General features: G+C 66.2%; 3 protein-coding genes. All 3 read left to right on the forward strand.

Annotation, left to right across the window (positions count from 1 at the left end; genetic code table 11):
* The 3 genes from EGT67_RS17620 to EGT67_RS17630 are packed head-to-tail and all read left to right on the forward strand — an operon-like array spanning position 1 to position 13,257.
* A complete protein-coding gene (locus EGT67_RS17620) occupies positions 1–4,725 on the forward strand; it encodes an Eco57I restriction-modification methylase domain-containing protein (RefSeq protein WP_127917387.1) in 4,725 nt (1,574 codons plus the stop codon).
* Entirely contained in the window at positions 4,718–11,071 is a 6,354-nt protein-coding gene (locus EGT67_RS17625) for a DEAD/DEAH box helicase (RefSeq protein WP_127917388.1), read from the forward strand. The genes EGT67_RS17620 and EGT67_RS17625 overlap by 8 nt, the downstream gene beginning before the upstream one ends.
* Positions 11,068–13,257: a UvrD-helicase domain-containing protein gene (locus EGT67_RS17630; protein WP_241566095.1), complete on the forward strand. Its 2,190-nt coding sequence runs from the start codon at positions 11,068–11,070 to the stop codon at positions 13,255–13,257. Before EGT67_RS17625 ends, EGT67_RS17630 begins: the two co-directional genes overlap by 4 nt.
* The last annotated feature ends 60 nt before the right edge of the window (positions 13,258–13,317 follow it).

Consider the following 13,317-nt stretch of genomic DNA (forward strand, 5'->3'; position numbering starts at 1 on the left):
ATGTTCGACTCCATCTCCAACGTCAACGACTACCTGTCGGAGCACTGGCTCGCGGAGGTCTTCCCCGCCAAGCTCAAGGACCTCGGGAAGGACTGGAAGGAACGCGCCACCCAGGGCAAGGACACCCCGCTCAAGGGGCTCGTCTCGGTCAGTGGCAGCTACCTCCGCGCGCTCGGCCAACTGCCCGACCCGGCAAATCCGGACTACGCAGCGGTCGTCACCGAGATGCATCGGGACCTGTTGCGCGCAGCAGGGTTCGAGACGAGCGAGACGACCCTGGAGACCTTCCAGGGGGAGACTCCGATCGCCGTCCCGCTGATCGCGCGATTCACGGGCGCCGCCGACACCGACGCACTGCACATCCTGCAGGCCGTACCGGCCGCCGATGCCGACTCCCTGTTCTCCGACGACGCCGAGCTGCTGCACCCGCTGCGGTTGACGATCACCAGCGAGAAGACCGAGCTGCTCGCGTCGGTGTCCAAGGCGATCACCCAGCTTTTCGTGAGCGACCACGCACCGCGCTACCTCCTGCTCGTCGCCGGCGGCACCGTGCTGCTCACCGACGCCGCCCGCTGGTCGGAGGGCCGCTACCTCGCCTTCGATGTCGCGACGGCACTCGACCGCCGCGACGAGAAGGCTGCGGGCGAGCTCTCTCATCACGCCGGACTGTGGTCCGCGGACGTGCTGCTGCCCAACGACGACGGCAAGGCAGCCCTCGACGCGTTCACCGAGGACTCCGAGAAGCACGCAGTCGGCGTCAGCGAGGATCTCCGCGAGGGCCTGCGTATCTCGATCGAGAAGGTCGCCAACGAGGTACTTGAACAGCGCCGCGTTGCTGGCCTGCCGGTCGAGGGCATCCCGGAACTCCCGAAGGATCTGACGATCCAGTCGCTGCGGTTCCTGTACCGAATCCTGTTCCTGCTCTTCGCCGAAGCCCGCCCGGAGCTGGGCATTCTTCCTGTGGGCGCACCCGAGTACGGGTCCGGCTACGGCCTCGACCGACTGCGGGAGATCATCCAGGTACCCCTCACCGGACGCTCCGCGGACGGGCACCACCTGCACGAATCGCTGGACCTGCTGTTCCGTCTCGTCAACGACGGCCACGGCGCAGGCACCGAGGACGGCGACGGGCTGGTGTTCGAGGCGATGCGCTCGGACCTGTTCGACCCCAAACGCACCCCGCTGATCGACGAGACGCGGATCAGCAACCGGGTGCTGCAGGAGGTGCTCACCCTGCTGCTGCTGTCGAAGCCGTCGAAGAACAAGAACAAGCAGCGCGGCTACATCTCCTACGCACAGCTCGGCATCAACCAGCTCGGCGCCGTGTACGAGGGGTTGATGTCGTACTCCGGTCTGATCGCCGACGACGACATGGTCGAGGTCGCGAAGGACGGCAACGCCGACAAGGGCTCGTGGTTGGTGCCATCCACCAAGTCGGGCGACTACGCCGCCGAGGACATCGTGTGGCGTGAGGACCGGCTGACCGGACGTAAGGACATCGTCCGGCATGCCAAGGGCAGCTTCGTGTTTCGTCTCTCGGGCCGCGACCGCCAGCGCAGCGCCTCCTACTACACGCCCGAGGTCCTCACCAAGACCGTCGTCAAGCACGCGCTCGCGGAACTGATCACCGACGAGACGACTGCCGCCCAGATTCTGGAGTACCGGATCTGCGAGCCGGCGCTCGGCAGCGGCGCCTTCCTCAACGAGGCGATCAATCAGCTCGCCGCCGAGTACCTGGTCCGCAGGCAGAACGAGCTGGGGGAGCGGATCGAGCCGGAGCAGTACACCACCGAGTTGCAGAAGGTGAAGGCCTACCTGGCGCTGCACCGCGCCTACGGTGTCGACCTCAATGCCACGGCTGTGGAGCTCGCGGAGGTGTCATTGTGGCTCAACGTGATGCATCGTGGACTGCAGGCCCCGTGGTTCGGCCTGCACCTGCGCCGCGGCAACTCGTTGATCGGTGCCCGCCGCGCCACCTACGACTTCACCTCGCTCGGCAAGGCGAAGAAGAGCTGGCTCACGACCCCGCCCACCGAGCGGCCGCTGTCCGAGGGGTCGATCGGTGACGGCGAGATCCACCACTTCCTCCTGCCTGCCAGCGGCTGGGCAGCTGTCGCTGATGCGAAGCAGGCCAAGGAGTTGATGCCGGAAGCGGTTGAAGCGCTCAAGAAGTGGCGTAAAGAGGTGACGAAGAAGCCGGACAAGAAGCAGCTCGATCGGCTGAGGGCTCTGTCACGCCGTGTTGAGCGCCTGTGGGACTTGACGCTGCGCCGACTCATGATCAGCGAGCGTGAAGTGTCTCGCCAGATCGATGTGTGGGGTTCAGACCTTCCCGTCGTCGAAACCGCAGTTCCGCGTGAGCAGGTCGAGTCAGAGCTCCTGGACCCCGAGGGTCCCTACATGCGGCTACGGCTCGCGATGGACACCTGGTGCGCCATGTGGTTCTGGTCGCTGACCGGACCGGTCGAGAACTCTGACGACGATGACGACAACCACCCGGGCCCGCCGAATCTCGACGAGTGGATCAAGACCCTCGAAGGACTGCTGGGCTTCGACGGCGTCCGTAAGGGCGAGGCCGACCAGGCGATGTTCCACGAGACCGTCGACAGCTTCGATCAATTGTCGAAGATGGACGACCTCGAACGCGATTTCTATGGCATGAGCCCGGTGTGGAAGCTGGTGTCGAAGCATCAGTGGCTTGGCGCAGCACGAGGCATCGCGGATGAGCAAGGATTCTTCCACTGGGATCTCGACTTTGCGCAGATCTTCCAGCGTGGAGGGTTCGACCTGCAGGTGGGTAATCCACCGTGGGTGCGGCCCGACTGGAAGGATGACATTGCGCTCGCCGAGTACGATCCGTACTTCAGTCTGCAGGAGAAGATCCCGGAGAGGACATTCACCGTACGACGCAACCAGGTTCTCGACGTGGCGCTGGCTCGGCTGCAGTACCTTGACGAACTAACCTCGTGGGCGGGTGGTGTCGAACATTTTGGTTCTTCGGTTGATCACCCGGTGCTCGATGGTGTCCGAACGAACTTGTATATGAATTTCATGGAGTTGGTTTGGAGAAACTCCCAAACCGGCGGGGTGTCGGCGCTCCTTCATCCGGAGACCCACTTCACCGATCCGAAGGCTGGTGCTTTGCGAGCAGCAACCTATTCGAGGCTGCGACGCCATTGGCAGTTTGTGAACGAATTGATGCTATTTGCAGAGATCGGGCACCCGGTTACCTATGGCATTCATGTCTACGGGCGACTGCAGTCGAGTATCCAGTTTGTGCAGATCGCGTCGGTTTTGACGCCCTATACGGTCGATGCGTCCGTGGAGGAATCGGGCACTGGTGAAGTCCCGGGAATTCAGTATCCGTGGGGCGGTTGGGATCTTCGTCCGCACAAGTCGCGAGTCGCCGAAATTGATTCATCGACATTGTCGGATTGGGCATTACTCTTCGATCCTCCAGGCACACCTGGAAGTGAGGCAAGGTTGCTTAGGCCTCTGACCCGAGAGCATGTAGAGATACTAGGGGTTCTGGCGCAGCAGTCAGTGAGGCTCGCAGACCTTGGATATCGGTGGTCTAGCCTATGGAACGAAAAGGTGGCCAAACAAGATGGATATATTGAGTGGCGGACTGAGTGCCCGGACGACTGGCGTGAAGTGGTGTACCAAGGACCGCACTTCACCGTTGCGACGCCGTTCGCGAAGGAGCCCAACGAAAACTGCAAGAGCAAGGGCGATTACACCGCGTGGGATTTTGAGGAGCTCCCGGAAGCGCTGATTCCACGTACAAACTATCAGCGTGCCTGTGATCGTGAAGATTACAGTGCGGGGATCCCGCAGTGGGATGGCGTTCCAGCGGTGGACTACTGGCGTATCGCGTGGCGTCGGATGACTCAGCCGGGATTGGAGCGGTCACTGCACGCCGCGATTGTTCCACCGGGGGTAGCGCACGTTCATACTGTCCATACGTGTGCGGTGTCGACGCGCAGCGCGCTGACCCGTGCGTCATCTGGGCTATCGACTGGGGCCACAGATTCGCTGAATACAGTTTTGGTTGCAGGTCTATGGGCCTCGCTTCCGTTCGACTATCTGGTCAAAGTGAGCGGGAAGTCAGATGTGAACGCCGACTTGATTGACCGCTTCCCGGCCCCGATCGACCATCCTTCGGCGGCGGCGCTCTTGCTGCGTACCCTGCGGCTGAACTGCCTCACCCGCGACTATGCACCGCTGTGGGACGACCTATACCAAGAATCATTCGTGAATGACTCGTGGTCTTCGAACTTCGCGATTTACTCAGAGCTGGGTGTCGCTCAGCGGGAATGGACTATGGATGTCCCCCTGCGTTCTGACTTCGATCGTCGGGCTGCGTTGGTCGAGATTGATGCGCTCGCGGCGCTGATGCTCGGCCTTTCAGCAGATCATTTGGCTCTGATGTTCCGTTCCCAATTCCCGGTACTTCGTAAGTACGAGTACGGCATGTACTTCGACGCGCGCGGTCGGAAGATCACGAAGGACCACCAGGCTCAAGGAGTTAAGCAGCAGAAAGACGACTACAAGCTCCTACAGGCATACCTCGAAGGTGAGGAATGCGGCGACCTGCTCGACCGCTACACGCCGTTCCCGCCTGACGAGAACCACGACGAGCCGTGGTTCTACAAGCCCGACCGTGAGGCCGAGATGCGCACCGCCTATGCAGAGTTCGAGCGGAGGCTCGGTCTGAATGGGTGACATCGCGGCGCCTACCTTCCCGTCCCTGCTGGCCGAGGAAACGAAGGACTCGATCACCGAGTACCTGTCCACCACCTTCGCTCTCGCCGATCCGAACGCAGGATCGGCCCTCAGCGAGTTCCTGCGGCACCCGGAGACCGGGATTTTCCGCGGCCCCTACCTGAAGGTGCGCACGCCCTATCAGCAGGTGCCGGGGAAGTGGACCTCGCCACTGGAATGGATGCCGAAGGGGTTCCGTCCCTTTCGGCATCAGGCGACCGCGTTCGAGCGCCTCTCCACCCGAAGCGGTGCCGCGCAGCCGACGATCGTGACGACCGGAACCGGTTCGGGTAAGACGGAGTCGTTTCTCGTCCCGCTCCTCGACCATGCGCGCAGGGCGGCCGCGCGCGGCGAGGAGGGGATCAAGGCGATCATCCTGTACCCGATGAACGCGCTCGTCACCGACCAGGCGCGGCGTCTCGCGAACTACCTGCACGACGACCCGCAGCTGAGCGAGGTCACCGCCGGCGTCTACATCGGTGGCCAGGGTCGGCGCCGGACCCCCACGCGCAACCAGCTCGTCGACAACCGCGACGAGCTGCGCAAGAACCCGCCCGACATCCTGCTCACGAACTACAAGATGCTCGACCTGCTGCTCCTTCGGGCCGGCGACAACCCGTTGTGGGACAACGCGGCATCCACCCTGCAGTACCTGGTACTCGACGAGTTCCACACCTACGACGGTGCGCAGGGCACCGACGTCGCCATGCTCATCCGGCGGCTCGGCGCGCGCATCGGCGTCTCCGAGGCCGGGCGCCCGCTGGGCCGAGTCACCCCGGTCGCTACCTCCGCGACGCTCGGCGGAGGCAGCCGGTCGAGCGAACTGCGTGACTTCGCCGAGACCATTTTCGGAACCGAGTTCTCACCCGAATCCCTCGTCGCCGAGACGTCGTTGACCGCCGCCGATGTCGTCCCGCACGTCGACTTCGGCCTCGACATTCCGGCGGTCGATGTCATTCTCGAGGCGCCGACCCCCGACGCGGCGGTGGAGGGCTCCTGGGAGCCGCTGGCGCGCGCCGTTCTCGAGCCCGCGACCGAACCCGGCGTCCACGCCGCGGACATCGACTACGCCGACCCGGTCGAGATCGGTGACGCGCTGCGCACCCACTTCCTCACCCGAGCCGTCATCGACGCCCTCAGCGGTGAGCCCCTCACCCCCGCCGAGGCCGTCACCCGCATCACCCAGGCCGGTGTCCTGCCGTGGGGCGTCCACAACGCCAGCCGACCCGCGGAGGTACAGCAGGCCCTGCTGAAGTTCCTCGCACTCCTGTCCGTCGCCCGCGTCCGCGACGACCACGGCTCGCTCCGTCCCCTGCTCAACGTGCAGGTGCAGCTGTGGGTGCGGGAGTTGACCCGGATGCTGCGCCAGGTATCCCAGGATCCGGGTTTCGATTGGTGGCACGACGGCCCGCCCGCCGACGGCACCCACCTGCCCGCGGTGCACTGCCGGGTGTGCGGGCACTCGGGGTGGATGACCTCCACCACCGAGCTCGGGGATTCCTTCGCCCACGAGCCGCAGGCGATCTGGCGCGACAGTGCACGCCTCGCCGATCGGCGAAAGACCCGCACGCTGCTCCTGGCCGACGCCGCCGACCAGGGCGTTACGCTCATCGACGCGGACACCCTCGAGGTCGCCTCCACGCCGAACGAGAACACCATCGCGGTGCACTGCACTCCCGACGAGGAGCAGGCGGTCGAGCAGACGTGCCCGGCGTGCGGTGCGCGAAACGCGATCCGCTTCCTCGGATCCAGCGTCGCCACCCTACTCAGCGTCGGCCTCACTAGTGAGTTCGGTTCTCCGCTTCTCGCCGACGGCGAGAAGAAGACGCTCGTCTTCACCGACTCGGTGCAGGACGCGGCTCACCGAGCTGCGTTCATCGAGGGCCGTGCCTTCCAGTTCAACTTCCGTTCCGCGCTCCTCGCGGCCACAAGCGGCGAACGCACCACGCTCCAGGCCGCGGCGGAAAGGCTGTTCTCCGACACCCCGACAGCACAGCTGTACTCGATCACCCCACCCGACTTCGTGCGGCGCACCGGCGTCGAAGGCGCCTGGCTCGACCACGATTCCGAAGGATGGCTGCGCGATCTGCTGGACGTACGTATCGCATTCCAGGCGCACCTCGAAACCGGCCTGAACGCTCGCATGGGTCGCACGTTGGAACTTACCGGGGCGGTGGCCGTCGACATCGATATCGACCTCGACCACTTTGCTTCCCTGGCCCGCGACATCCACCAGAACCTGCCGCAACTCAGCCTCACCCTGAGCCGAGGCCCCGCCGAGCAGCTGAGCCTCGACGTGCCGGACGATCGAGCAAAGCAGCTCGCGATCGACATCGACGCGTATGCCGGCCCGCGCTACGACATCTGGATCCTCGGACTGGTGGAGCAGCTGCGAACGACGGGTGGCATTCACCACCGGTGGCTCGCGCGATACATCCGCGACGAGGGTAAGCGGTGGTCCATCTGGGGTGGCAGCGCCGAGGGCATGCCGAAGTTCCCCGCCGGGCGTCCCGCCCCCGGCTTCCTCACCACCGGCGCGGCCGGCGACACCGACTTCATCGCGCTGGGCCCGCGCGGCGAATCACGGCTCACCGACTGGACCCGCCGATGCCTCGGCGTCACCGCTTCTGAAGCGCGTGCCCTCCTCGCCGACGTCGTCGACGTCCTCGCGGGCGAAGACGGTCCCCTCGAACGGCGCGCCGGCGAAAAGGGATCCAAGGTCTACGGTCTCACGGCCGACCGCATCATCCTGGATCCCACCGGGATCGCACGCCTTCAGTGCCCGGTCTGCCACCACGTGCAACCCACGACCTCCAACCGGACGGCGCTCTGGGACGGCGCACCCTGCCCGCGGATGCGCTGCCCCGGAACCCTGGCGCCGGTCGAGATCGAACCGGCGAACTTCTACCGGACCATGTACCGGTCCGGCCGCATCCGGCGCATCGTAAGCGAGGAGCACACGGGCCTGCTCGACCGCGAGGAGCGTGAGGAAGTCGAGGCACGCTTCAAGATGGGCGGTTCGCCCGTCGACCCGAACATCCTCGCCTGCACGCCCACCCTCGAACTCGGTATCGACATCGGTGATTTGAGTACGGTCGCGCTCGCGTCGTTGCCGCGGTCCACCGCGAACTACCTCCAGCGGATCGGTCGCGCCGGACGATCCACCGGCAACGCGTTCGTCCTCGCCGCCGTCCCGAGCTCGCCGCGGGACCTCTACTACTTCGCGGAACCGACCCACCTGCTGGCCGGTGAGGTGCTGCCGCCCGGCGCCTACCTCAACGCCACCGAGCTGCTGCACCGCCAGTTCTTCGCCTTCGCGCTCGACCGCCTCGCCGCCGGCGGGCTCGGCACCCTCCCGGCGATGCCGTCGAAACTCGGCGGTGCACTCGGCGGGGGCATGGACGACGGCGCGTGGCTCCGATCCGTGGTCGACGCGGTCACCGCGGACGCGGACGCGCTGAGCACCGATTTCCTCGTGCTGTTCGGGAACAACCTTGTTTCCGAGGCGCAGCAGGCGGTGCGGGCATTCGCTGAGGCCGGCCTGCGGGACGAAGCCGCGCGGGTGGCGCTGGCCTGGCAGACCGAGACCGACGAGATCCGGAAGCGGCTCAACGAACTCGCCCAGACCGTCGCCGAACTCGACAGGCACGGCCACCTCGACGACCAACAGAAGGACGACCGCAAGCGCTGCATGGGGGAGTCGCGGGCGCTCGGTGACCAACTGCGCGAGCGCGGCCGCCAGGAGACCCTGACCGGGCTGAGCGGCGTCGGTCTGCTTCCCAATTACAACCTCCTCGACGACGCGACCACCCTGGACGTGCACCTGTGGTGGACTGCGAACGAGGGGAGCCAGTCGCCCGAACCGCAGGCCCTCGACCTCACGTACGAGCGCAGCAGCAGCACCGCGCTCACCGAACTCGCGCCGGGCGCGTACTTCTACGCCAACGGCAAACGCGTCCAGGTCGACGCCGTCGACGCCGGCCCGCTTTCCCAGCCGCTGTGGTCCCGGACCCGGCTCTGCCCGTCCTGCGGGTGGGGCACCACCAACGCGGATGCGCCGTTGACCGCCTGCCCCCGCTGTCACAGCGGCGCGGTCACCGACTCCGGTGCCGTCCACAAGGTGCTTCCGCTGCAGAAGGTCTCGGCGGTGCACCGGCTCGACGACGTACTCATCGACGACGACGCGGACGACCGCACCCGCACGTTCTTCACGAAGGTCACGGGCGTCGACATCGACCCCGCCGACATCGTCGACGCATGGAAGCTGAAGGCGACGGTGTTCGGGGCGGAGTACGCGCGCTCCGCGGTCATCCGCTCGCTCAACGTCGGGCTCGGCGACGCCCCGGGCAGCGAGGCGATCATCGCGGGGGAGACGGTGGCCGCCGCCGGGTTCACCACCTGCTCGCACTGCGGTGTCGTCGCCACACGGCCGACGGAGAAGGACCGTACCCGGCATCGGGGCTACTGCGCCACCCGCCGCGGCACCGCCGAGAAGTGGGAGCGCCTGCTGCTCTCCCACGAGCTGCGCACCCAGGCCGTCCGGTTGCTGCTGCCAGTGTCGCTGCTGCACTTCGAGACGACGATGACGTCGTTCAAGGGTGCGTTGCTGCTGGGGCTGCGCCGCGACTTCGGCGGCGACCCGCAGCATCTCGCCGTCGTCGCGTCCAGCATGAGCGACGGCTCCGGATCGGTGCGCCGGTTCCTGGTCCTTCACGACACCGTCCCCGGCGGTACCGGATACCTCGATCGGTTCGGTCAGCCCGACCGGTTGCGCGGCATCCTCACCCTCGCCCGCGACGTGCTCGCCACCTGCCCGTGCCGACTCGAGGGACGCGCGGCGTGCCACCGATGCCTCTACGGCGTCCTGTCCTCCCGCGAAATTCCCCACGCCTCCCGCGAGTCCGCGCTCAGGTTGCTGGACGAGTTCCTCGGTGGCTGGGAGGTGGAGACCATCCCGACGGTCAGCACCGTCGACATCGCGAAGGTGCAGCTGAGCGAGCTCGAGCTGCAGTTCCGGGAGGCGATCAAGGATCACATCGCGAGCCGGGACGGATGGTCCGTGGAGGCCGCCGTCGGGTCGAAGGGGGAGGAACTCGACCTTCGGCTCGCGAACCCCAACGGCGAGCCGCGCCGTTGGCGGATGCGTCCCTTGGTGGACCTCAAGGCCGGCTCGATCACCACACAGCCCGACTTCCTGTTCACGCGCAGTGATGCACAGGGATGCGATGTCGCGGTCTACCTCGACGGCCAGAAGTACCACGCCAGTGTCGAGCACAACATCACCGACGACGACGCCCGGAAGCGGGATGCGTTGCGCCGGGACGGTCGCCGCGTGTGGTCGATCGCCTGGGACGACGTCCAGTCGTTCGTGTCGAAGTCGCTCAAGGCGGCGGTGCCTGATCTGCTTCACCAGCAGATGCAGAACACCGCGAGCGCCGGTATCGACGACCCGCGCTTGAAGACATTGTGGGGCAATCCCATCGACTTCCTCATCGAGTATCTGGCCGATCCCGATGCCGACGTGTGGGGCGCCGGTGCGAACGGGACCGTGCTCGCCATCGTCAACCCGGGCAAGCACGGATCCGAGGCGCCGATCATGCTCGCGCCCGGCTCGCTCGTGGCCGGCCTGAACTCCTTCCTGGCCGGGCAGACGCCAGCGTCCGATCCCACCGGGTCGGTGATGGTGGTGCCACGTACCGGCCTGAGCGGTCTGCCGCTCGTGATCGTCGCCGACCCGAACGATCATGTGTCGACCCTCGGTGTGCTGTGCGTCCTCGACGACCGCCCATCCGAGGTCGGCGGCCCGTCACACGTCGCGCACTGGCGTGACTGGCTGCGGTGGTCGAATGTCCTGCAGTTCCTCACTCGCCCCCGATTCGGGCTCGACCTACCGATGCGCATGGTCGAGATATGGACACGGCGTTCGGACGACCCGTTCGCCGGCACGATGATCCCGTTGGCGGGCTCGCTGCCCGGCAAGGCGGAGGATGCAGCGATCGAGCTGACCCCCGAGTGGTCGCTCGTGCGCGACTACACCGACCCCGTTCTCGCGCAGCTCATCGCGATCATGGCGCGGGAGGGCGTCGACGCGCCCGAGGCGGGCGCCGAGGTCGGACCCGACGAGTCCGTCTGGCAGGTCGAGCTGGCGTGGCCGGACACGAAGGTCGCGGTCGTCGTCGACATCGATGCCGACCGTGACGAGTGGCTCGAGAAGCACGGGTGGACGGTGGCCTCCGCGGAGGGAGCGTTCGAGCCGGATACTCTTGCACGCGAGATCGAGGATGCGGTGAAGGGGAGTACGCAGTGAAGGCCGAAGTGCGGATGCACGACCTGTTCGACAGCTCGTACGACCGACTCGAGGGCAGCGTTAAGCAGCGCGTCGTGGACTTCATTATGAAGATCCAGCGGGACCCCGAGGCGCCCGGACTCGACTTCAAGATCCCGAAGCTGGCGCAGAACAACCGGGTGCGCACGGCACGCGTGACGGACCACTATCGCGCCGTGCTGGTCGCGGCGGGCGAGGACGACGGCACCAGCATCCTGTACCTCGTGGCGGTCAAGAAGCACGACGCCGCCTACGACTACGCGAGCAAGCTCACTCTCCAGGTCAACGCCAAGACCGGTGCCGCCGAACTCTTCGACGCCATCGCGCTCGAGGAGGCGGTCGACAAGGCCCGCAATGCGGAGGCCGCCGAGCCGACCGCGAAGCCGATCATGCCGGCGAAGGTCAGGCAGAAGGACCTAGAGCGGTTCGGTGTCGATCCCGAGATCGCCGAGCAGCTCAAGAAGATCGCCGACGACGACGATCTGATGGCGATCGTCGGCGCACTCCCGTCCTCTCAGGGCAATGCTGTCCTCGACCTCGCCTACGGCAAGAGTCCCGACGAGGTGTGGGCCGACCTGGTGATCGAGGATCCGGGCGAGGTCGACGTCGACGACATCGAGGCGGCGCTGCAGCGCCCGCTGTCGCGACTCAGCTTCACCACTTACGAGGGTGAGAACGAGGAAGAGCTCCGCGCCGTCCTCGAGGGTGACTTCGCGAAGTGGCGGGTGTGGCTGCATCCGTTGCAGCGCAAGCTCGCCCAACACTCAGGCTGGAACGGGCCGTTCCGCGTGACCGGTGGTGCGGGCACCGGAAAGACGGTGACCGCGATCCACCGGGCACGTCACCTGGCCCGCCGGCTCGACGCGGACTCGTCCACGCAGAAGGTGCTGTTCACGACCTTCACCAAGAACCTGTCCCGCGCGATCGAGTCTCAGCTGAAGCAGCTGGCGGGACCGAAGATCGTCGAGCGGGTCGACGTCGTCAACATCGACTCGTTGGCCCGGCGCGTGGTCACCGCGTCGGACGCGCGCCGCAAGGCCGTCAGTTCCGTCAAGTTCGTTGCGGCCGACGCCGACGAGGTGCGCGATCTCTGGTCGAGCGCCGCGTTGGTCGCGGTCGGCCAGTGGGACACGGCATTCCTCGCTGACGAGTGGTCGCAGGTGGTTCTCGGCAACGCGATCGTGGACGAGGCTGGCTACCTCCGTGTCACCCGCAGCGGCCGCAGCCAGCGCCTCACCCGGCCGCAGCGTGCGGATGTGTGGCAGGTGATCGAGCAGTTCGAACGCCTGATGCGGTCGCAGGGACTGATGACCTTCACCCAGCTCGCCTCACAGGCGGCCGCGATGCTGGTCGCCGACCCGTCGCTGCGTGATCAGCTCGGATACCGGCACGCGGTGATCGACGAGGCTCAGGATCTGCATCCTGCGCACTGGAAGCTGTTGCGCGCCCTCATCGCGCCCGGGACGGACGATCTCTTCATCGTCGGCGACGCGCACCAGCGGATCTACGGTCGCCCCACCCCGTTGTCCCGCTACGGGATCGAGACGCGCGGCCGCTCCCGGAGGCTCACTGTCAATTACCGGACCTCCAGGGAGATCCTGCAGTGGTGCCTGCAGGTCGTCGATCCCGACGTCGACGACCTCGACCTCTCGGCCGACACTCTCGCCGGCGCGCGATCCGTCTTCGGCGGCCCCGATCCCGAAGCGCGCGAGTTCAAGTCGATCGCCGACGAGGACAAGGGACTTGCCGAGCAGATCAGCACCTGGATCGGTGAGGGCATCGGCGCCTCGGACATCGCTGTCTTCGCGTTCGATCGGAAAGCGGTGAACGACATCGCCGATTCGCTCGGTGACAGTGGAATCGTCACCGTGGTCGTCACCGATCGGTCGGATGAGGACAAGCTCGGCGACGCCGTCCGCGTGATGACGATGCACCGCGCGAAAGGCCTCGAGTTCCGTGCCGTTGCGCTCGCTCGCGTCGGCGCCGAGTCCTTCCCTCCGTACTACGTGCAGAAGATGACTGGGCCCGAGCGGGAACAGGAAGAGCGCAAGATCCGCAACGTCCTGTACGTCGCGGGGTCGAGGGCTCGGGAACGGCTGGCGGTGGTGTGGACGAAGGAGCTGTCCGTGCTCGCCGCGGTGCCTCAGCAGGCCGTCGAACCAGCCTGATCGCTACTTAATTGACTGATGCGCGGGCCCGCCTGAGCACTCCCGATCGGGAGTGCCCAG

Origin of the sequence: Prescottella agglutinans (assembly GCF_004011865.1) — a bacterium.
Classification (GTDB): Bacteria; Actinomycetota; Actinomycetes; order Mycobacteriales; family Mycobacteriaceae; genus Prescottella; species Prescottella agglutinans.

Coding starts and splice junctions, on each gene's coding strand:
- EGT67_RS17620 (WP_127917387.1), top strand. CDS start 1: ATGTTCGACTCCATCTCCAACGTCAACGACTACCTGTCGGAGCACTGG.
- EGT67_RS17625 (WP_127917388.1), top strand. CDS start 4,718: ATGGGTGACATCGCGGCGCCTACCTTCCCGTCCCTGCTGGCCGAGGAA.